Origin of the sequence: Paenibacillus sp. FSL K6-2393 (assembly GCF_038002545.1) — a bacterium.
In the GTDB taxonomy this organism is placed as follows: Bacteria; Bacillota; Bacilli; order Paenibacillales; family Paenibacillaceae; genus Paenibacillus.
This window is the reverse complement of sequence record NZ_JBBOCU010000001.1, coordinates 4293261-4313703: the sequence shown is the minus strand read 5'-3', so window position 1 is coordinate 4313703 and position 20443 is coordinate 4293261. Positions and strand designations below refer to the sequence as shown.

Sequence of the window (20443 nt, the reverse complement as noted above, 5' to 3'; positions counted from 1 at the left end):
CAATGAATCGTATGAATCATGAAGAAGAGTTACAAATCGCATTTGATAATCATGAAGAAGACTACAAAAAAGTTTGTAATAACTTATATAACTATAATGTCTCTGAAACAAATGGGTTATTAAATAAGCCTGGAAAGACTATCAATCTTTTTTTACGGGACAAGACAGGTAAGGCAGTTGGTGGGATCTTCTGTGCTACATATTGTGAAACATTATATATTGATAATTTTTGGATAGATGAGGAACACAGAAAGAAAGGATATGGGAAGTCTTTAATCATGCAAGCAGAAAGCATGGCTTCTGAATTAGGATGTAAGCTTGCACACACAAGCACATTTTCATATCAATCACCGAAATTCTATCAAAAAATGGGCTATGAAGTGTTTGGATTAATTGATGAGTATCCTGATGGAATCATTCAATATTTTATGAAGAAAAGATTATAAGACGAGTACCTAACATATATTGGATTTAACGAATGATGAATTTTTATGGAGAAACAAAAGGATAGCGGAAAGTATGCGAGCCACAAGGGAGGGTTACATATCACTGAATTTAATGATCTCGAAAGAGAGATAAAACGAAATAAAGCGGAGAGCTGCATGATATACCGAGAAAACGCAATTCAATATGAATTTTATCGGAATCGAAAAACGAAAGAAAAACAACATAAAGTGAATTCAATTACAAAAAGTGTGCTCTCCGCATTGGTGGGAATAGCTATACAACAGGGTTACATTGAGAATGAAGATACCCCAATTGTGAATTATTTTAACGATCTGGATGACAGCAAAAAGGGGATTACGATTAAGCATCTATTAACGATGTCCTCGGGCTTGTACTATCCGGGGAATGAAGCGATGATCCCATCTAGGAATTGGACGAAATTTGTTCTTGAGCAACCCATTGAATTCGAACCTGGAATCCAAATGAAATATAGTTGCGGGAGTTCGCATATACTTAGCGCCATATTGCAGAAGGCTACTGGTATGAACACTTCGGAATTTGCAAGAAAGAACTTATTTGCACCTCTAGGTATTAACGATTTCCATTGGTATCAGGATACACAAGGGATTGCGATCGGTGGTTTTGGTTTGCGAATGAAGATCGAAGATATGCTGAAGTTTGGGCTGTTATACGCTCAGAATGGGGAGTGGAATTCTAAACAACTCATCTCTGCTGACTGGATTGCTAGAAGTGTAAGTCCTTCTCTTACTTGCGAACCCTTATATAGCTACCACTGGCGCATAATGAAAAGCATCAAGGAAGAAGACGCTGAAAATAAAACGTTTTATGCTATGGGTATGGGCGGTGGAAGAGGGCAATATATCTTTGTTAACCAAAAGCGAGGATTGGTTGCGGTATTCACAACGATTATATCCGATGATAGCTTGTTACCACTTCAATGGTTTAACAATTATATTTTGAAAGAATAGTTGTTTATGGGAGAGATAACATGAGCCAATGGTTTGATCTAGATGAACTTGATCCAGAGTTAATCAAATTTGCAGTTATGATCGCGAAATACAATAATAAATTCATCATTATAAAAAATAGGAAAAGAGGAGGTTGGGAGATCCCAGGAGGCAACAAAGAAATAGGGGAAACAATTTTACACACGGCAAGTCGAGAACTCTATGAAGAGACAGGGGCAGTACGCTTCGAATTAATACCTTATGGTGTATATGAATGGAATGGGAGCTTTGGTATGGTTTCTTATGCTGAGGTTAAATTGCTGGAGAGCTTACCGGAGTCTGAAATTGATGAAATAAAGCTTGTGGATGTATTACCAGAAGGGATGAACTTTGGAGATATGTTTTATCATTTCTCAGACAGATGGGATGGACTTGAGAACCATAAGTTTAAGAAATACACTATCGAAATAAATCATTTGAATGAGTTACCAGTAATTAAAATAAGCTAGTTTTAGTTGGAGGAACTCTGTTTTGAAACTAAAGGAGATGAAAAGAACTAGTGAATAAGAATAAGGGACTCATCATGTCACTATTACTTTTATTGATTTTAATTTTGTTATGGAATTCCTTTCGAACTTCAATTTTTGAAGCAGTTACTGTTCAAAAGATTAGTGAAAATGAAATGACTGTAATTAATTTTAATAATCTTGAAAGAACAATAGCCGTTCCAATGGATATGTCAAAAATAATTGAAGAGAACAAGGAATACACTATTTTGTACGATAAAAGAGTTTTTGATAAATACAGACTTCGATCTATAAAACCATAGGTCTTAGAAATAATATGTGGAAAGAGAGATGGCAACGATCAATCATGATAACGTATAGAACGTTGACCCTTGATGATGTGAATCAGCTGCAGGAAATAGATCGCTCGGAACATATTGATCTCATCTATGAAATGAGAGAGAACCGATTGGTTGAGCTTGAACAAAATCATGAGTGCTCCAACTGGGATGAGATGCTTTTGAAAGAGATTCAAAATCGATATGTGTACGAATTAGAACAAGGTGGCATGGCATATGGCGCGTTTGCTGACGATCAATTAATCGGATTTGGTGTGCTGGCACATCAATATAGAGGAAAAGGACGAAATCAATTACAAGTTGACTTGATGTATGTCTCACGCGGGTACAGAAGACAAGGTATTGGAAAACGTATTCTAAACGAGTTAGGTGAAGAGGCTAAGAAACGTGGTGCACAGTATCTGTATATCTCCTCCACAGAGACGAAATCAGCGGTATCCTTTTATAAAAGTCAGGGCAGTCAGATTGCAAGCGAGATTGATCAAGAACTTTATGACAAAGAGCCGAAAGATATACACATGATAAAGGAGCTGGGCCCATGACAACGGTTGGGATACTCGGAACCATTCATAATCCAGAACTCAGAGAGCGATATCATTGTTCCCTTTCCCTTTACAAGGATGTGATCACTGAGTTTAAACCAGATCTCATTTGTGGTGAAGTTCATCCACAGAGTTGGTTGAGGTACCTGAAGGACAAACATGATAGAGGATACTGGGGAGAACCAGCTAGTGAGTATTGGGAATTGGTCTTCCCTTTATGCGAGGAGCATAACATCCCATTTGTTCCTATTGACTGGTTTGAATTGGATGTGTGGAATGCTTTTGATCCATTCAACGGTTATTCGGGCGAGGAACGCCAAGAACTTGAACAACGGGACGATCATTGGTTTGCGGAGCAAATGGAGACGTATCGGTTTGGCGAGATTCCTTTTAATTCAAAGGAGTTCGATCGCGTAACCAGACAAAAATATGAATGGTTGCATGAGGTAAACGCGAAGGCACAGAACTTTCGCTGGGTTGTCCGTAATCAGATTATGATTCAAAGAGTCAAAAATACAATTGAAGCTCATCCAGAAAAACGAATCCTCTGTATCGTAGGAGCCGATCATAATTATATTTTCCAAGAAGAGCTGGTGAAAGAACCCGTTGAATTGATGTATCCGTTACGATAAATGAACCGTTGGTAGAATGACAAATGAAACTTATGACGTAAGGAGCATTACATGCGCAAAAAAATACGGAAAACACTCAAGTACAGCATATTCAGTATTATTTTAATGGTCATAGTAGCTCTGATATTTCCCACATGGACACCCAAAATTAAAGGTGAAAACAGCATCAGCATGTTAGAGCAGGTCGAAATTAACGGTACAGGACATGAAGTCATGATCAGGGGTGTTGATCGGACTAACCCTATCCTGATTTTTGTGCATGGCGGGCCGGGATGCTCGGAGATTCCTTACGTAAGGAAGTATCAGAAAGAGCTTGAGCAACACTTCACGGTGGTGCATTACGATCAACGTGGGAGTGGGAAGTCCTATCACTTTTTTGAGGATTACTCGAATCTCACAACAGATGTATTAGTAGATGATTTGTTAGCGTTAAGGGATTATGTATCTAAGGAGTTAGGTCAAGAGAAGGTTATATTAATCGGTCATTCATTTGGTACATACATCGGGATGAAAGCTGCGGCTAAAGCACCTACTCAGTTTCACGCTTATATAGGCATCGGACAGATGGCTAATACACTTCAGAGCGAACTGGAAAGTTTGGAGTACACGTACGAGCAAGCGAAACAAGCCGGTAATGCAGAGGACGTTAAAAAACTGGAGCTAATTCGCAGCTCGATTGAGCAAGGAAAGGAACTTACGCCTAGAATTTTGTTGCAAAAGTACGGTGGTGCAGCCAGGCTCATCCATGAGAATAGAGATTATATTTCAGGATTCCTTTTAAATCCCGAATACAATGGGCTGGATATGATTCGCTTTTATTCAGGGATGTTCAGTTCACAAGACATCTTACTGAAGGAAGCATTTGATCAAAATTTACCTGATATTGTTGATCATCTGGAGATTCCTACCTATTTTGTAACGGGTAAATATGATTATATGACCACTGCGAATGCAGCACGTGATTATTTTGATGTATTGAATGCACCGATCAAAGACTTCATTGTATTCAACGAGTCGGCGCATTACCCACAGTTTGAGGAGAAAGAAGAATTCGTAAAGTGGTTAAATGAGCTATTTTAAGATGCATTGAAAGGAGCGAGATCATATTGTTAAGTGAATTCATTGAGCTTGAAGAAGAGAGTGATGAGAGTTACCGGTGTTACACTCTGCAAAATACAGTGCAAATATTTAAACATTGCATACAGGATGAGGATTTAAATGACGTCCGAATATATGTGTCCACAAATACACCGTTAGATTCAATGGTTAATAAAATAGATGACTACATTAAGTGGTTTTCTATTTGTGAGACGGTCTTTCGAGAATATTATGAGAATGAACTTGATGAAAAGGTACATCAGAATTGGTTTAATGAGATTGAAGTCTATCGTGTGGATATCACATTTAACGGTATAACCGACTACGGCGCAACAATATCTTGCGGAGATAATATCCTGCGCGATCACATCATGATTATTGATTTTGACAGAGAACAAATTCAAGCAATCCACTTAAACGGATAGATGGATTATTTTGTAGTAAATAGTCACAAAAAACAATAAAGATATCGCTTTATTTTCCATAAATGTGTTATTATGTTGGTGTTAGACGGAAAATTCATTTGTTTGATCGATAGGGAGAGGAGGCACGTATTCTCGAATCATTCAATCTGTATGGATAGATTAACTGCACTGCTTGTTAAAAATAATAGAATAAGCGGAGGTATGGTTATGTTCAAAAAATGGAAGAAGTTTGGCATCAGCAGCTTGGCACTGGTATTAGTGGCTGCGGTAGCCTTTACCGGATGGAGCGCTAAAGCATCAGCAGCTGACGCTTCGCAAATAGTATCTGAGATGGGTGCAGGATGGAATCTCGGCAATCAGCTGGAAGCAGCGTTGAACGGTACACCGAATGAGACAGCTTGGGGCAATCCTACGGTAACTCCAGAGTTAATCAAAAAGGTAAAAGCGGCAGGTTTCAAATCCATTCGTATTCCCGTTTCCTATTTGAACAACATTGGAAGCGCTCCCAATTATACAATCAATGCGGCATGGCTGAATCGAATTCAGCAAGTCGTAGACTACGCGTACAATGAAGGTCTGTATGTGATCATCAATATTCATGGTGATGGGTATAATTCCGTACAGGGTGGATGGCTGCTCGTGAATGGTGGCAATCAGGCTGCCATTAAGGAAAAATATAAAAAGGTGTGGCAGCAGATTGCCTCCAAGTTTAGCAACTACAATGATCGCCTTATTTTCGAATCCATGAACGAAGTATTCGATGGTAACTATGGCAATCCAAACTCGGCGTATTACGCCAATCTGAACGCATACAATCAAATCTTCGTGGATACGGTTCGTCAGACTGGTGGTAACAACAATGCCAGATGGTTGCTGATTCCAGGCTGGAATACCAATATTGACTACACTGTTGGTAATTATGGCTTTGCTCTTCCTACAGATAATTACAGATCCTCGGCTATTCCTAGTTCGCAGAAGAGAATCATGATCTCGGCACACTATTACTCTCCGTGGGATTTTGCAGGTGAGGAAAACGGTAATATCACACAGTGGGGTGCAACTTCTACGAATCCTGCCAAGAAGTCTACATGGGGACAAGAGGATTATCTTGAATCGCAGTTCAAGTCCATGTACGACAAATTTGTAACTCAGGGCTATCCTGTAGTGATTGGTGAGTTCGGTTCCATTGATAAAACGTCCTACGATTCCAGCAACAATGTATATCGTGCTGCATACGCAAAAGCAGTTACCGCAAAAGCCAAGAAATACAAAATGGTTCCTGTTTACTGGGATAACGGGCACAACGGTCAACATGGATTTGCATTGTTTAACCGTTCGAATAATACCGTGACGCAGCAAAATATCATTAATGCGATCATGCAAGGTATGCAATAATTTACTGTCTATCAGCATCCGTACAAACGGTGTGTTCCTTCAAAAGGGACATGCCGTTTTTTGTGCTACCCTGAGATAAAGTTGAACAACATTTACCAATGCATTTTACATAAGCCACATACAGAATTCATTAAATCCCACACTAGCTTTTATATACTTAATTTGCTTGATATAGCGAACTAAAAGGACTAGGTGGTAGACAGAATGTTAAAAAAACGTGATTTGCAGGAATGCCTTTCACTGTACAGCTTAATGATGGACCCCGCAGTTTCTCCTTACGTTCGTTATCAATGCCAATCGTATGAAGAATATCTATTCCTCACCAAACAATTGATGGCCGAAGAAGAACAAAAAACGGTGATTTCCCGAACGATTTTGAATGAAACAGGGCAGCCTATTGGAACCATTGATCTATATCATATTGAGCATCAAACCGGTTTTTTAGCCACATGGATTGGTTCACCGTTTTTTGGAAATGGGTATAGCCAAAGAGCCAAATCAGCCTTCTTTGTTGAACTATTTCTGGAACATGGGATTGAAACGGTATTTATGAAGATACGCAAGCAAAATATAAGATCCAGAAAAGCCGTACAAAAACTGCCTTATGTGAAATTAGCCAATGATGTGTATCCAGATGTATATCAACAGATCAACATGAATGAACAGATGTATGATCTGTATTATGTTGGACAGTCAGCCTTTTTCGAAAATAGTATGGATCTGCACCAAGTGGTAGCTACGTAACTTATTCAGAGAGCATAAACAGCGGCGTCAGAGATGACGGCGCTATTTGCTATGATGATATAGGAACGGACCGTGAATATAACATGCAGGAATATAGACTAGAGAATCGAAAGACATTAAGTAGATAACCTCTTAAAAATTGGACGGTTAATCAAGGAGGCATGAAATGAATAATATTAACAAGATTTTGGGTGTAGTCCTCATGCTTGGCAGTGTGTTTATTTCAACGATGGAGAGAATTTCAATACGAGTCTCTGTCGCTATAGTAGAAGCAGGATACGCTTCAGGAGGGACCAACGTACCCCAGTTTGCTCAGACGAACGAGCATCCAACAGGTTTACTCGTATACTTCATGTTCTTTGTTGGATTCATACTATTGGTCGCGGGATTCCCGGGGAGTTATAAGAAAAATCGTAATCATGGGCATAGCAAGGAAGTTTAGCTTGAGGAGGGATGAAAGTGGCCGAACAGGAGGAAGTGTTATCGGGAGGTAATGTGAATAAGGTCGTCAGAATAGGTGAGACGGTTCGCCGGCATGCGAAACCAAATCCATATGTGATTGAATTGCTTTTACATCTCGAAAAAGTTGGTTATGATCATGCCCCTCGATTTCTGGGAATAGATGAACAGGGGAGAGAAACGCTCTCTTACCTCGAAGGCATCGTTCCAGGCAATGATTATCCTGATCTAGAAGAGTATATGTGGTCAGACGAATCTCTGATTGAAGTCGCGAAACTGTTGAGAAGTTACCATGATGCGACCGTTGGATTTACAACAACATCAGTATCAACGAACAGATATCCAGGCCTAACTGAAGATGAAGTTGTATGTCATAACGATTTTGCGCCGTATAATGTGGTGTACAAGGATGGCCGTCCTCAAGGCATTATTGATTTTGATATGGCGGGTCCAGGTCCGCGAATGTGGGATATCGCCTATGCCTTGTATACATCCGTTCCACTCGCAGAATTTTCACCAGAGATGGATGGAAAAGGTGTAATGCCATACGACAGCCAGGCGCACGGAACTGTTCGAAAAGAACGGATTGCCTTATTTATGGCTACGTACGGGCTGAGTGTTCCAGCAGATTTGAAGGATTGGGTCATATCCCGTATCCGTTTCATGTGTAAAACACTGACTGATCGAGCGGCTGATGGAGATGTCGCTTTTATGAAGATGGTCGAAGAGGGTCATCTGGCCCACTATGAAAAAGAGCTAACCTTTCTTGAAAAGCATTTTGATGAATGGACTTAAATTAGGGAGTGAATTCCACAATGTACAAACCAAAAACAACCGTAACAGACCAAAGTGTCATTGCATTTATTGAACAGATAGAACATCCGAAAAAAAGGGAGGATGCCTATCAATTATTGGATATCTTCACGCAGACAACAGGTTATGAAGCAAAAATGTGGGGACCGAGTATTATTGGATTCGGTACATATCATTACAAGTATGATTCAGGTCACGAAGGCGATGCACCACTGGTGGGTTTTTCACCCCGAAAAGCAAAGATCAGTTTATATTTTGCCACAGGTGATAACAAAAGAGCGGATCTGCTAAAGGACTTTGGAAAACATACGACGGGCAAAGCTTGTGTCTACATTAACAAAGTAGCAGACATTCAAGTGGATGTTTTAAAAGCGTTAATCATGCAGTCTGTCCAGTTTTTAAAAGAAACCTATCCTAATCAATAACTCTGCAAGCTATCAATCCGTTACCATAAAAGAGATTAGTGAGGGACGGGCTTATATTATGGCTTGGGTTATCAAAACTTGAAAAATATCCACATACGTATAATTATCAAAATTTAAATGCAGAGAATGCAGAACGACAATATAAAAATGCTCGTATCATGGTTAATATCATGAAAGCTGAAATAACCCTATTTTTATGTATATCAGTTTGATTATCATTGGTTTTTCCAGTGAAAGAGTGGCTAGTTGAAATGGACTCTTTAAAGGCATTGGAGTACCCCCTAGAATTCATGAGAAATCCCAGGGGGGTATTCCAATGTGTTTTGCGTTCAGCTCTTGCCTGTCAACGTTGGCTCCCCATAGGCCCGAATCTCGATCAACTCCGCGTACTTGCTGCCATTGGTGGCATCCATGTTCACTCTAAGCGCCTGTGAATACACAGGTGTATCCAGGGTATGAATGACTTTTCTTTTGCGGTTTTCCGTTGCACTTACAATCTCGATCCATTCCCGAGACGGACTCAATATCTCCACCCGATAATCACGCACCAACTCAGGCATCACACGGAATGTGGTGTGATGGTGATGGAGGTTAACCAGATCCTCGTTTACATCATCATTAAACGTCAAGTGCAATTCAGCCAAGGTTTGTGGCTCTTCCCATGTCAGTTGTACCCATTCTGGCTTCCCAAACTCCATCGGCTGCGACATCCACTGTTGGGGCCCACCGAAGGGGCGATGGTAACCGTTGATCGTGTTGTCCGCTGAATAGGCCGTGGTCTCAGAGAGGGTACGACAGCAGAACGGTTGACGCGCCAACCCCTGCATGGACCATAATACGACAGGCTGATCCGTGGCATGATCCTCCAGATTTTTGGACACGTGGTTTTCTTCTGTTTTGAAGAAGATCAGCACCCCGCTGTGTGCTTCTATCGAATGGTAGAGTGAGACGGCTTTATTGGAGCGGATGATCATAAAAGCATTCTGCGGTTCTTCCGGTCGCCATTCGAGCGGAAGCTTCACCCACTGCGCAGTTCCTGTTGTAACGTTAACAGTCACCGTAACTTGTAACGAATGCGGGACGTAGTTCTCCTTACGTCCCGTATCCCACAGCTCTACCGTCAGCTCGGTATCGCTGGATGCATCCAGCAGCAGCTCCAGGCCGCTGAGCAGTGGATGCACAGGCAGCAGCAGGGCAACATCCGTACCCAGCGGGTACGTCTCGCCAGGCTGCTCAAGGGCGATGCCCGTCAGCGTGCTGGAGGCTGTAGCCTTGGCACGCCAGGCCAGATCCAGCTCATCGTGGCTGCGCACCCCGATGATGGAAGCGTCCTGCCGCAGCAATGTCTGCTGCAGCAACGCCAGATGCCTCGCGTGCAGCTCGCGCGGCGACACACCCATGGACGCGCAGAGCGCTGCGCCCGTACCCGCGGCTTCGCCGATGACCGCGCATGTGGCCATGACGCGCGTTGTGCCGAAGGCGACATGTGATGCGCTGATGTCGCGCCCGGCCATGAGCATATTCCGCACATTTGCGGAATACAACGAGCGGAACGGCACGTGATATACGCCGTCGGCATGCATATGCTTCGAGCCGCTCGCTTCGGCGTACATGCCCTGCGGAGGATGCAGGTCGATGGACCAGCCGCCAAAGGCAACGGCATCCGGGAACTCCCGCTGGCTGATAATATCGTTCTGGGTGAGCACATAGTCACCCGTGAAGCGGCGGTACTCCCTTTTGCCAGGCAGAGAACCAATCCACTCCAGCGTCATATGGTCGGCATCAAACTTGCCGGAATTCTTGATATAGTCCCAGATCCCGTAGATCACGTACCACAGTTCATCACGGATCAGCTCATTGTCATGAACAGTGTCATGTTCACCGCCCCATTCAATCCACCAGTAATGACAACCGGAATCCCCGCTGCGAATGACCCGGCGAATCGGAATGCTGGTCTGTGTAATATCCTTGGCAAAAGAAGGCGGGATATAACGGACAGGTGCACCAGCATCCTTGGTATAGAAGAGAAGTGTACTGCCCAGCGTGATCTGATCAGCCACCTCAGGTGCCCATTCTTCACCATATTCGCTGCGGGCTTCCCGGCCGAGTGCAAACTTGGCTCCAGCCAGAAAGCCAACCAATCCATCACCCGTACAGTCCAGATAGATCTGACTTTCGAATCGGATTTTGCGCTCAGAACCCATCATCCATCCGGTAACGGAGGTGATCATGCGTTCATCTCCATCCCCAGTGGCCTCGACTTCATGTACATCCGTGTTCAGGTACAGGCTGATGTTGGATTCAGCTCGAACGGCTTCCAGAATGATCAAGTCCCAGAGATAAGGATTGCCCTCTGGATTACGATACTGATTCTCTACAAACAGTTCCCCCATGATGCCTGTCTCGCGGGCATAGCGGTTAATCCCATGGGCGGTAGCGCCGCAGACCCATACGCGTACTTCACTGCTGGAATTGCCGCCGAGCACAGGACGATTCTGCACCAGAGCGACCTGTTGGCCCAGCCGGGCAGCAGATATGGCAGCGCATACGCCAGCAAGCCCACCCCCGATGACGGTGATATCCGGTTTAACGAGTTCGTGCTTCATATGAACACCTCTCTCATTGAATATGGATGAGCCTAAGCTCAGATTTCCTATTTCATATCTATAATTTCATATTAGTTCTATATATTTACTTTTCAAATACACTATATTATCATCGAGCATATACTTTATTTCATAACAAAGGCAGGTGTGTCATGGACCTCCTTAATCACATCTACTGGAAGAAGAAAGCTGAATTTGCTCTAGCAGAAGATATCTACGACGCTTGGGTGGTCTTTGCTGTTGAAGAGGGCGTATTTCGTTACGAGATTGACGGGCAGAGCGGAGAGGCGGGTTTTGCTGATCTGGTGTTATGTCCGCCCCACATTCCTTTTCGCAGAGAGACGGTAACCCCGCTGACATTTCACTATATGCTGTTCCGTTGTAACTCCACAGAGGGTGAGAGTCTCCTGCCGCCAATCGGAAAATCTCTCATTAATGATACAAAGCGTCTGGCTTCAACATATGCCTACCTGCGTCTGGCGAGTGAGGACAACGATGAAGTTACAACAGGATGGAAAACCCATCTGATGTTGGATTTGTGGCGGCTGTATCAATGGGAGCGCAGACAGAGCAGGCTAATGGAAACGAAGTTCACGGAGGATGCCCTCATGGCTGAAGCGGCGGTATTGTTGGAGGAGTGGGCAGGAGAGGCGGTCAGTCTCCGAACGTTGGCCGAACATTTGGCTTTGAGTCCTGTCCAGCTCACCCGAAGGTTCCGGGAAGCCTTTCAAGAAACACCATCCGATTATCTGAAAGCGATTCGTCTCAAAAAAGCAAAAGCTTTGCTGGCAGATAGTCGTCTGACCCTTACGCAGATCGCCGAGAGATGTGGATACGAGAACGGATTTTATCTGAGCCGTGTATTTTCGTCCACCATAGGAATCAGTCCCTCGGAGTATCGGAGACGACATCAAGTATGAGGTAAAGGGTCTCGTCCATCTAGCCATCCATCCATCCATTCACTCACTCATTCATTCATTCATTCATTCATTCATTCATTCATTTCTTGCTTACACCAATAGAACATATCTGTGTAGTTCACATGGATCTAGGCAACGAATATCACAAATCCATGCAAATCATTCGACTCCGGCTGTGAATGGCAGGCAGGTGCTATAATGGGGTCATTAATTGTAGGGGAGCGAGCACTAAGGAATGAAGAAGCCAAATTGGAAAAGTTGGTTGCCACAGCGGCTCAGGTACCGTCTGTTCGGTGCGTTTGTGGTGTTGATTCTCTTGCCGTTCAGTGCATTGAATGTCTACAATTATCAGCAGATTGAATCGCTGGTCGAGCAGAAAATCAGTGAGCAGAGCCATGAGCAGCTCGTCCAGATGTACCGCTCTCTGGAGGACCAGATGAGCATTGCCTTCAAAACGCTTATTTTTCTGGAACAGGATTCCGCGGTAAGAAATGTGCTAACCTCCCCGGACAGTCGTACGCAGCTTGAGAACAAGTCGCTGGTAGAAGAAAAGTTCAAGATGATCAACAACAGTTTTTTTCTATATAATCCTTCGGTGTACTTTACCTTGCTGGATTTTTATGATAGCGTTTACACTTCGTATTTGCCGAAACAAGCACTGACTTATGGCCCCTATCTGGAACAATTTCGTGAGCGGCTGGGGGAAATAACCATTCCAAAAGGCGGTGCGAAATCACAATCGCTTCAACCGGAAGAACTCTTCTATCGCTGGGATGCACGGGATACCAACCCTGTGCTTAGAGAGTTATCCTCCAGCCCGTATCTGTTGTCGCTGTACGCTTACATGAAAGATAGCGGCGGCAAGCGATACGGACTGGCACGAATTAGCATCGATTATTCCTACTGGTTCCAAACCATGCTGAAGGATTCACAGAGTAACCAGGAATATTACCTTATTACAGGTAGTGGAGAGACCATAGCCAGTTCATCCAAAACAGCGGCGCTTTCCCCGGAAGTTACGCGTGAAATAGCTCTTCATCCGGCACAGGCTTATCTGACCGATCCAGCCTCGGAGACGCTGATTAACTACGTGTACATCGAATCACTGGATTGGTATATGGTAAATCGAATTCCACTTTCCATCCTGTTTACAGAGATATCCGAGCTTAAACAGCGTTACTTTCTGACCTTTTTTGGGTTCACAGGAGCATTTGTAGTGATGGCTTTTATGATCTCGGCAACGTTTACGCGCCCTTTGTCGCACTTACAGAATAAGATGAAGGAGGTTGTCCGCAAAAACCTCAAGATTCGTATTCCCGAAGGCCGCAGCCGTGGGGAAGTACTGGAACTGACACGCACGTTTAATACGATGCTGGATGATGCCAATCAGATGATCAACAGACTCAAGGCGGAGGAACGCCAGAAGGAAGCGGTACATTTTCATATGCTCCTGGCCCAGATGAATCCGCACTTTCTCCTGAATACATTGAATACAATGAAATGGAGTGCGATCCGCAGCGGGAATGAAGAGATCTCCGAGATGTGTGTTTCCTTGGGCAAATTACTGGAGGTCAGCCTGAATTCACAGGTCGAATTGGTATACCTGAAGGACGAGATTGAGTTGGTTCAAGCCTACCTTCATATTCAGCGGATTCGTTACCGCGATAGCTTTGAGGTGACTTGTGAATTTGACGATAAACTGGAATATGCGCTGGTGCCCAAGCTGAGCTTGCAGCCACTGGTGGAGAATGCCATTCATCACGGTGTCGGGCCACTGGAGCAACTTGGTCAGATCCGTATTGGAATTTACAGGCAAGACACAGGAATGCTGATGCTGGAGGTGGCAGACAACGGAATTGGAATGGAGGAATCCCGGCGACAGCAGATGACCCGCACGCGTCCGGGGATCGGTCTGTCTAACCTTAAGGAACGATTGCGGTTATTGTTCAAAGGCCAAAGTGAACTTGAAGTGATTGATACCAAACCGGGGACATTAGTGAGGTTCAGCATTCCTTTTTTATTGTCGACGCCTTACGTACAGAAGCGGTCAGACTAGGGCGTGTCTGAAAACTCCGAAGAAGCAGATTTTGCTGAATTTTCGTTCCAAGCAAGGAAGTTTTCCGCAGGCGTGCCGGGGCCACGTCAAGGGGAAGTGACGCAGCATGGGGCGAAAAGGCGGTAAAAGATGCACTTCGCGAGTTTTTGAGACATGTCCTACACGACTGGAGAGGGGAATCTGGCATGTGGAAAGTATTACTTGTGGAGGATGAGGTATTCGTACGAGAGTCGGTGAGAGAGATTATTTCCTGGGAAGAGCTGGGCTTCACGGTCATCGGAGAATCCGGTAACGGGACCGAAGCGCTGGCGATGATTATAAAGGATACACCCGATCTGGTGCTGACCGATATTGTCATGCCAGGTATGGATGGTCTGGAATTACTCAAACAGACCCGTCAGGCCGGGTTAAAAACCAAATTTGTCATGCTCACCTGTATGGGGGAGTTCGAATATGTACGCCGTGCAATGGAATACGGGGCTTCCAATTATATTCTGAAGCTGTCGATGAGTGTAAATTCACTGCGTGATACTCTGCGTAAAGTAAGTGCGGAACTGGGAGCTTCTGCTGAAGCCCGGACAGAGACAGATCAACATGAAGTGCCGCCTTCCACACCGGTTCTCACATCAACGCCTGCTTTGCCTAATTCTCTTACGGTCTCTTCTGCGACCCCGTCTGATACGGATCTTCCATTTACACCTGTTCGTGAGCCGGTTGTGAAGCATCCGGAGATTAGCAAAATAATTGAGTACATCGGACAGCATTATGACCAGGACATTACCGTCAAATCCATGTCACGATATGTGATGATGGGCGAGAATTATGTGAGCGCTTTGTTCAAAAAGAAAACCGGCCATACCCTGATTCACTACTTGCATGGGGTACGGATGGAGAAAGCGGCTGAATATTTGCGCGAGACGGACCTTCCCGTACAGGAGATTGGTTACCGGGTAGGGTTCGGAAGTGATAATTATTTCATCAAAATATTCAAGCGTTGGACCGGTTGCACGCCCAGCCAGTATCGCCATCGCTCGTGACTCACAGGAGGAGTAGAAGGAATATGTGTACCGAGGGCTCAGGCAAGCAAGGATAAATCCGTATTTTTGTTCAATCCGAATCATGGATATGTATCTTATGAACCCAGCAAGGTCCCTGCTACGATGTAACGGAAGGTACACTTCAATTCAGGGAGGTCATGTGACCAGATGAGAATCAAAAAAGGATTAACGGGATTAATCGTAGGTGCGCTGATGCTGGGCTTGCTTGCCGGCTGTGTAGGTAAAAATGAGACGAACGGTGGAGATAACGGAGGTGGAGCGGCAGGGGGAAAAGTGAAGCTCACCATGTGGGGCGCGGTGCCGCCCGAGAATGGTCCACAGGAAGTGGTGGATACCTGGAATGCGGAGCATCCTGATATTCAGGTGGAATATGTGCGGTTTGTGAATGACGATGATGGCAACCTGAAGCTGGATACGGCGCTGTCCACCGGGCAGAACGTTGACTTATATGTCAATTACACTCTCACGAACCTCGATAAACGCATCAAGGGCGGTACAGCATTGGATCTGGGCGAGTTCACCGACTACAACATTGATGAGAAAATGGGTGAAGATGCGGCTTCCTGGAAAGTGGACGGCAAATATTACGGGATGCCAACCAAGAAAAACGCTGCCTTCTTCGCTTTAAATATGAAAGCGCTTGATCAGGCCGGACTGAGTGTACCGAAAGCCTGGACATGGGATGAAGCCCGTGAGTATGCACTCAAACTGAAGACGGCTGGCTTCAAGTACGGATTGGTGCAGCATACCGCTTCCTATGTAGACCCGCTCGATTCCGTTCTGGTGAAGAACGGCTATGTTAAGGCAGACGGTACTTCTAACCTCGATGATCCGCTTGTCACTAAATGGCTGGAGACGTTGAACGGAATGATGAAGGAGGATGCAACTACCCCTCCGCTCGGAGAGCAGCTGACTTCCAAAATGCCGGTGGAAAACATGTTCCTTGGCGGTGAGTCTGCCATGATTAATATCGGCGAATGGCTAATTCGCACATCAAACAATATGACCGAGTTTCCGCGGGATTGGAAAATCGCCTTTGCACCTGTACCGAGACTGGCTGCACAAGAAGCAGATATGGTGAAGAGTGGAGGACTTGGTGACTTTATCGCGATCAATTCCAAGTCGAAAAATAAAGAAGCCGCATGGGAGTTCCTGAAATGGTACGCCGATGGGGGAATGATGCCAATGGCTGCGGGTGGACGTTTGCCTTCCTCAAATGCGGTTGATCAACAGACTGCTATTGATCACCTGCTGGGCGATTATGCCGATTCTTATGATAAAGAGTCACTGGAATTTGTGTTGTATGGTGACGAGACACCTACGTTTGTCCGCAGCATTGCGCAGGAAGTGGTCGATCTGCGTGCACAGGAGTATGAAAAGTTCTTCCTTGGTAACCAGACTGCCGAAGTTACGGTACAGAACATGGTCAAACGCCATAATGACTGGCTGAAGCAGAATCAATAGAATGCAAAAGTAATGAGTCCAAAGGCCGTCCCCAATGGGACGGTTTTTTCTATATAAGCAATAGAACAATACAGCATTAGATGTATGGCATTAGCTAGGGCTTTCCGGACTAAAGGAAATAGAACAATTCCATGTTGTTTTCCTCCCGAAAGGCACTGCCGAAATACATATATCTGTGATATCAGGTACAGGGTTATGTTCCTTAAATGTTAGAGGACATCTTGTTATGCTTAATTCCAGAACAGATGTTAAGGAGTGGGGAGCATATGCATAAATCCTGGATGAAACGGCAGAGCAGGCTCGGGTATCTGTTTATTGGGCCCAATATGATTGGCGTGCTGTTGTTTTTTATTATACCGGCTGTCTATTCGTTCTATCTCATGTTCACTGATTACAAATTCATGAGCCCGGAGACACATTTCATAGGGCTGGACAATATCCGCCGAATGTTGAATGATGATCTGTTTGGGGTGGCCCTGCGAAATACATTTGTATTTCTGTTAGCGGTTCCAGTATCGATGGGTTTGGCATTTATCGTGGCTGTGGCGCTGAATAAGTCGGTGTACTGGCAAAAAACACTGCGTGCCCTCTATTTCATGCCCTATATCACCAGCGGCGTTGCCATCGCCTTTGTCTGGATGCTGCTGTTTCAGCCAACATCGGGGCCAATTAATGGTTTCTTGCGCGGAATCGGTATTACGAACCCACCGGGCTGGTTATCAACAACCGAATGGTCCATGTATGCGATTGATATCATCTGGATCTGGTTCATGTTGGGTTACAACATGATTATTTATCTGGCCGCTTTGCAGGAAATTCCGGAGGAATTGGTTGAGGCAGCACGGATTGATGGAGCCCGCCCCTGGCAGACGATACGCCACGTGATTTGGCCGCTTGTGAGCCCAACGACCTTTTTGCTGCTGATTACAGGACTGATTATGACGATCAAAAACTTTGGCATTATTCAGGCCATAACTCAGGGTGGGCCGGGAAACAGTACAACCGTGCTGTCGCTTTTTATCTATCAGAATGCCTTCCGATATTACGAGATGGGATACGCTGCTGCCATTAGCTGGGCGCTCTTTGCCATCATCATGATCTTCACTGTATTGCAGTGGCTCGGACAGAAACGTTGGGTTCACTACTAGGAGAGGAGGGATCGTTATGGAGAAACAAATTGCCGCGAACGTGAAGCCTACAGTTCCGCAATCACCTAAAGTGAAAGTCCGCAGAGAGTCTTTGACCCAGATGCGGAGAATCATATTGACACTTCTGATGTCTGGTTTTGCCTTGCTGATGATTATGCCGTTCATCTGGATGATCAGCACGTCGTTCAAATCTCCTGCGGACGTATTCACCTATCCCATCCAGTGGATACCCTCCAGCCTAAACTGGGAGCATCATATCAAGGTCTGGAGTGGGGCGGACACCTTTGCCACGTATTATCTGAACTCGTTGAAAATATCGCTAATTAGCACGGTCGGAGCTGTTTTTCTCTCGGCTTTTGCAGCCTATGGCTTCGCACGGATTCAATTCAAAGGTCGGGAGACACTGTTCCTGATCTATCTCTCGATGATGATGGTGCCACCGCAGGTGCTCTTTGTACCAAAGTTTCTGATGTTTGAGTGGGTTGGCATATATAATACGCATTGGGCCTTAATCCTGCCTGGAATGTTCACGATTTTTGGGGTGTTTATGTTGCGGCAATTCTTCCTGTCAGTGCCTTCAGAAATCTCGGAAGCTGCGTTCATCGACGGTGCTGGACACTTGCGTATATTCTTCAGGCTGATTCTGCCCTTGGCGAAACCTGCGCTGGCTACGCTGGCGATCATCGATTTCTCCTGGCACTGGAATGATTATGAGAATGCGCTCGTGTTCCTGATCGACAAAGACCTGTACACCGTGCCACTCGGACTGCAGAATTTTATTCTGGAGAACAATGTGGATTACAACGGCATGATGGCCGCTGCCACGGCAGGTATTATTCCGATGATCATCGTTTTTCTGGTGGGACAGCATTATATTATCCAGGGCGTGGCCGGAAGTGCCGTGAAGGGTTGAAGCTGCGATCTTACATTCCCATAATATAACCCTTTTGCTGAACGAAGAGATTTTCGCGGCAGAAGGGTTTTCTGTTAAAAGGGAGAATTAATCCATGATCTGAGTTTATTCATTGGAGGAGATTCTCATGGAAATGAAAGTGATCACATTGCCCGCTTTTTGCGTTGAAGGATATTCAATCGAAGCGACTATAAAAGAGTTCGAATCGGGTCTGGCCAAGAGCCACTATCATAAGCTTGTTGAGAGAAAAGATGAATTTCAACATCGAAAAAATGACAACGTCATGTTGATGCAGATTTACCCGGTGAACGAGGATTTCAACGCAAAGACAGATAAGTTTACACATCTAATAGGATATGAAGTAATTAGTTCGGAGAATGTTCCTTCAGAGATGATAAGTCATGAGGTCCCTGACAGTCAGTATGTGACGTGCACGCATCGAGGGGTTGAGTCAGAGATTGGTGATACATATGATTATATATATGGACAGTGGTTTGGTGAGACGGGACATGAACCCAAAGATTATGATTTTGAAATTTGGGATGAGCGTTATCAACCGGAAAGTCCCAACAATGAGATTGATATATATGTAGCTTTGCAGTGATTTTATCGGGATTCATGGGACACATTTAAATGAAGGAAGAGGATGTTGTTGAAACTGAGTATAATCATATTTATTGTTTGAGATATCGCATGGGAAAATCGAGATAAAACACTGGAAATAAAGTATCCCCCCAGAACCAAATATGTTATGAGTATTAGAGCAGTCGAGTAATCGATATATTTTCAAATATCTTTGAGTCTAATCTGAACGATCAATACTTCTCCAATACAATAGTTAAAACTTCGTATATAATTAACAATGACATATGATGCTGTATGACTACATAACTATCGCGAGGTGCACTAGACTTATGCCAACCATCTACGACTTTACCGTAACCAGAACCAGTGGAGAGCGTTTCCCACTCTATCAATATGAAGGAAAACCTGTGCTCATCGTAAACACGGCAAGTAAATGTAAATATACGCACCAGTTTGATGATATGCAGAAGCTGTATGACCAGTACAAGGATCAAGGACTTCAGATTATTGGTTTCCCGTGTAACCAGTTTGCAGAGCAGGAGCCTGGAAGTAGTTCAGAAGCAGAATCCTTCTGTCAGATTAACTATGGTGTGAAATTTCCGATGTTCTCCAAACTGGATGTGAATGGAGAAGCGGCACACCCGCTCTACGACTTTTTGAAAAGATCAGGGCCTTTTGCTGGCTTTGATGAAACAGATATACAGGCCAAATTATTGAAATTAATGGTGGCTGAGAAGGCACCGGAATGGTTACATGGAGATGCAATCAAATGGAATTTCACTAAATTCCTGATTGATGCAGAGGGTCGTGTGGTCAGACGTTTCGAACCTATCGACTCCATCGACGAGATTCAAGAGAGTATTAAACAGCTTCTTTAATT

General features: G+C 44.4%; 23 protein-coding genes. 22 read left to right on the top strand and 1 reads right to left on the bottom strand.

Translation table 11 applies throughout. The features are described 5' to 3' along the window. The first annotated feature begins 2 nt into the window (after positions 1-2). The 13 genes from MHI14_RS18830 to MHI14_RS18770 all read left to right on the top strand — a co-directional run bounded on the left by MHI14_RS18830 (position 3) and on the right by MHI14_RS18770 (position 8813). Positions 3-446 carry a GNAT family N-acetyltransferase gene (locus tag MHI14_RS18830; protein ID WP_091031601.1) on the top strand — a complete coding sequence of 148 codons (444 nt, stop codon included), beginning with the start codon at positions 3-5 and terminating at the stop codon, positions 444-446. Positions 447-491: 45 nt separating this feature from the next. Continuing rightward, positions 492-1436, top strand: coding sequence for a serine hydrolase domain-containing protein (locus MHI14_RS18825; protein ID WP_341131011.1), 945 nt, complete (start codon positions 492-494; stop codon positions 1434-1436). 20 nt (positions 1437-1456) lie between these two features. Beyond that, on the top strand, positions 1457-1924 hold the full coding sequence (locus MHI14_RS18820) for an NUDIX domain-containing protein (protein ID WP_341131010.1): 468 nt from the start codon (positions 1457-1459) through the stop codon (positions 1922-1924). A gap of 50 nt (positions 1925-1974) precedes the next feature. Further along, complete coding sequence (locus MHI14_RS18815) at positions 1975-2244, top strand: hypothetical protein (RefSeq protein WP_341131009.1); 270 nt, start codon at positions 1975-1977, stop codon at positions 2242-2244. A 44-nt stretch (positions 2245-2288) separates the two neighbouring features. Then, positions 2289-2822, top strand: coding sequence for a GNAT family N-acetyltransferase (locus tag MHI14_RS18810; RefSeq protein WP_341131008.1), 534 nt, complete (start codon positions 2289-2291; stop codon positions 2820-2822). Beyond that, a complete protein-coding gene (locus MHI14_RS18805) occupies positions 2819-3454 on the top strand; it encodes a hypothetical protein (RefSeq protein WP_341131007.1) in 636 nt (211 codons plus the stop codon). The genes MHI14_RS18810 and MHI14_RS18805 overlap by 4 nt, the downstream gene beginning before the upstream one ends. A 51-nt stretch (positions 3455-3505) precedes the next feature. Continuing rightward, on the top strand, positions 3506-4534 hold the full coding sequence (locus MHI14_RS18800) for an alpha/beta fold hydrolase (RefSeq protein WP_091031593.1): 1029 nt from the start codon (positions 3506-3508) through the stop codon (positions 4532-4534). Between the two features lie 26 nt (positions 4535-4560). Then, positions 4561-4977: a hypothetical protein gene (locus tag MHI14_RS18795; RefSeq protein ID WP_091031591.1), complete on the top strand. Its 417-nt coding sequence runs from the start codon at positions 4561-4563 to the stop codon at positions 4975-4977. 150 nt (positions 4978-5127) lie between these two features. Then, positions 5128-6372 (top strand): glycoside hydrolase family 5 protein, encoded by a 1245-nt coding sequence (locus MHI14_RS18790; RefSeq protein ID WP_341131006.1) that lies wholly within the window; start codon positions 5128-5130, stop codon positions 6370-6372. Positions 6373-6576: 204 nt separating this feature from the next. Continuing rightward, positions 6577-7116, top strand: coding sequence for a GNAT family N-acetyltransferase (locus MHI14_RS18785; RefSeq protein ID WP_341131005.1), 540 nt, complete (start codon positions 6577-6579; stop codon positions 7114-7116). Positions 7117-7282: 166 nt separating this feature from the next. Continuing rightward, positions 7283-7558 carry a hypothetical protein gene (locus MHI14_RS18780; protein ID WP_091031581.1) on the top strand — a complete coding sequence of 92 codons (276 nt, stop codon included), beginning with the start codon at positions 7283-7285 and terminating at the stop codon, positions 7556-7558. 17 nt (positions 7559-7575) lie between these two features. Further along, positions 7576-8370 carry a phosphotransferase gene (locus tag MHI14_RS18775; RefSeq protein WP_445670343.1) on the top strand — a complete coding sequence of 265 codons (795 nt, stop codon included), beginning with the start codon at positions 7576-7578 and terminating at the stop codon, positions 8368-8370. 20 nt (positions 8371-8390) lie between these two features. After that, entirely contained in the window at positions 8391-8813 is a 423-nt protein-coding gene (locus MHI14_RS18770; protein ID WP_341131003.1) for a DUF1801 domain-containing protein, read from the top strand. Between the two features lie 329 nt (positions 8814-9142). Here MHI14_RS18770 and MHI14_RS18765 read toward each other — a convergent pair whose 3' ends face one another. After that, on the bottom strand, positions 9143-11419 hold the full coding sequence (locus tag MHI14_RS18765; protein WP_341131002.1) for an FAD-dependent oxidoreductase: 2277 nt from the start codon (positions 11417-11419) through the stop codon (positions 9143-9145). 152 nt (positions 11420-11571) lie between these two features. Here MHI14_RS18765 and MHI14_RS18760 point away from each other — a divergent pair, with 152 nt between their 5' ends. The 9 genes from MHI14_RS18760 to MHI14_RS18720 all read left to right on the top strand — a co-directional run bounded on the left by MHI14_RS18760 (position 11572) and on the right by MHI14_RS18720 (position 20441). Then, the gene (locus MHI14_RS18760) at positions 11572-12339 is read left to right on the top strand and encodes a helix-turn-helix domain-containing protein (protein ID WP_341131001.1); all 768 of its coding nucleotides are present in this window, start codon (positions 11572-11574) and stop codon (positions 12337-12339) included. A 235-nt stretch (positions 12340-12574) separates the two neighbouring features. Continuing rightward, the gene (locus MHI14_RS18755) at positions 12575-14395 is read left to right on the top strand and encodes a cache domain-containing sensor histidine kinase (protein WP_341131000.1); all 1821 of its coding nucleotides are present in this window, start codon (positions 12575-12577) and stop codon (positions 14393-14395) included. Between the two features lie 3 nt (positions 14396-14398). Further along, on the top strand, positions 14399-14521 hold the full coding sequence (locus MHI14_RS18750; RefSeq protein ID WP_341130999.1) for a hypothetical protein: 123 nt from the start codon (positions 14399-14401) through the stop codon (positions 14519-14521). A gap of 59 nt (positions 14522-14580) precedes the next feature. Further along, positions 14581-15432 carry a response regulator transcription factor gene (locus MHI14_RS18745; protein ID WP_289392156.1) on the top strand — a complete coding sequence of 284 codons (852 nt, stop codon included), beginning with the start codon at positions 14581-14583 and terminating at the stop codon, positions 15430-15432. Positions 15433-15600: 168 nt separating this feature from the next. Beyond that, entirely contained in the window at positions 15601-16917 is a 1317-nt protein-coding gene (locus tag MHI14_RS18740) for an ABC transporter substrate-binding protein (RefSeq protein WP_339309190.1), read from the top strand. Between the two features lie 266 nt (positions 16918-17183). Further along, positions 17184-18065 carry a carbohydrate ABC transporter permease gene (locus MHI14_RS18735; RefSeq protein WP_133384424.1) on the top strand — a complete coding sequence of 294 codons (882 nt, stop codon included), beginning with the start codon at positions 17184-17186 and terminating at the stop codon, positions 18063-18065. A 100-nt stretch (positions 18066-18165) separates the two neighbouring features. Continuing rightward, on the top strand, positions 18166-18978 hold the full coding sequence (locus MHI14_RS18730) for a carbohydrate ABC transporter permease (protein WP_249911809.1): 813 nt from the start codon (positions 18166-18168) through the stop codon (positions 18976-18978). A 127-nt stretch (positions 18979-19105) separates the two neighbouring features. Next, positions 19106-19582 carry a GyrI-like domain-containing protein gene (locus MHI14_RS18725; RefSeq protein ID WP_341130998.1) on the top strand — a complete coding sequence of 159 codons (477 nt, stop codon included), beginning with the start codon at positions 19106-19108 and terminating at the stop codon, positions 19580-19582. 310 nt (positions 19583-19892) lie between these two features. After that, entirely contained in the window at positions 19893-20441 is a 549-nt protein-coding gene (locus tag MHI14_RS18720; protein ID WP_076216217.1) for a glutathione peroxidase, read from the top strand. Positions 20442-20443 lie beyond the last annotated feature (2 nt).

Excerpts from the sequence above, each read along its gene's own strand:
- MHI14_RS18830 (WP_091031601.1), top strand. The coding sequence starts at position 3 with ATGAATCGTATGAATCATGAAGAAGAGTTACAAATCGCATTTGATAAT.
- MHI14_RS18825 (WP_341131011.1), top strand. The coding sequence starts at position 492 with ATGGAGAAACAAAAGGATAGCGGAAAGTATGCGAGCCACAAGGGAGGG.
- MHI14_RS18820 (WP_341131010.1), top strand. The coding sequence starts at position 1,457 with ATGAGCCAATGGTTTGATCTAGATGAACTTGATCCAGAGTTAATCAAA.
- MHI14_RS18810 (WP_341131008.1), top strand. The coding sequence starts at position 2,289 with ATGATAACGTATAGAACGTTGACCCTTGATGATGTGAATCAGCTGCAG.
- MHI14_RS18805 (WP_341131007.1), top strand. The coding sequence starts at position 2,819 with ATGACAACGGTTGGGATACTCGGAACCATTCATAATCCAGAACTCAGA.
- MHI14_RS18800 (WP_091031593.1), top strand. The coding sequence starts at position 3,506 with ATGCGCAAAAAAATACGGAAAACACTCAAGTACAGCATATTCAGTATT.
- MHI14_RS18790 (WP_341131006.1), top strand. The coding sequence starts at position 5,128 with ATGGATAGATTAACTGCACTGCTTGTTAAAAATAATAGAATAAGCGGA.
- MHI14_RS18785 (WP_341131005.1), top strand. The coding sequence starts at position 6,577 with ATGTTAAAAAAACGTGATTTGCAGGAATGCCTTTCACTGTACAGCTTA.
- MHI14_RS18780 (WP_091031581.1), top strand. The coding sequence starts at position 7,283 with ATGAATAATATTAACAAGATTTTGGGTGTAGTCCTCATGCTTGGCAGT.
- MHI14_RS18770 (WP_341131003.1), top strand. The coding sequence starts at position 8,391 with ATGTACAAACCAAAAACAACCGTAACAGACCAAAGTGTCATTGCATTT.
- MHI14_RS18765 (WP_341131002.1), bottom strand. The coding sequence starts at position 11,419 with ATGAAGCACGAACTCGTTAAACCGGATATCACCGTCATCGGGGGTGGG.
- MHI14_RS18760 (WP_341131001.1), top strand. The coding sequence starts at position 11,572 with ATGGACCTCCTTAATCACATCTACTGGAAGAAGAAAGCTGAATTTGCT.
- MHI14_RS18755 (WP_341131000.1), top strand. The coding sequence starts at position 12,575 with ATGAAGAAGCCAAATTGGAAAAGTTGGTTGCCACAGCGGCTCAGGTAC.
- MHI14_RS18745 (WP_289392156.1), top strand. The coding sequence starts at position 14,581 with ATGTGGAAAGTATTACTTGTGGAGGATGAGGTATTCGTACGAGAGTCG.
- MHI14_RS18740 (WP_339309190.1), top strand. The coding sequence starts at position 15,601 with ATGAGAATCAAAAAAGGATTAACGGGATTAATCGTAGGTGCGCTGATG.
- MHI14_RS18735 (WP_133384424.1), top strand. The coding sequence starts at position 17,184 with ATGCATAAATCCTGGATGAAACGGCAGAGCAGGCTCGGGTATCTGTTT.
- MHI14_RS18730 (WP_249911809.1), top strand. The coding sequence starts at position 18,166 with ATGCGGAGAATCATATTGACACTTCTGATGTCTGGTTTTGCCTTGCTG.
- MHI14_RS18725 (WP_341130998.1), top strand. The coding sequence starts at position 19,106 with ATGGAAATGAAAGTGATCACATTGCCCGCTTTTTGCGTTGAAGGATAT.
- MHI14_RS18720 (WP_076216217.1), top strand. The coding sequence starts at position 19,893 with ATGCCAACCATCTACGACTTTACCGTAACCAGAACCAGTGGAGAGCGT.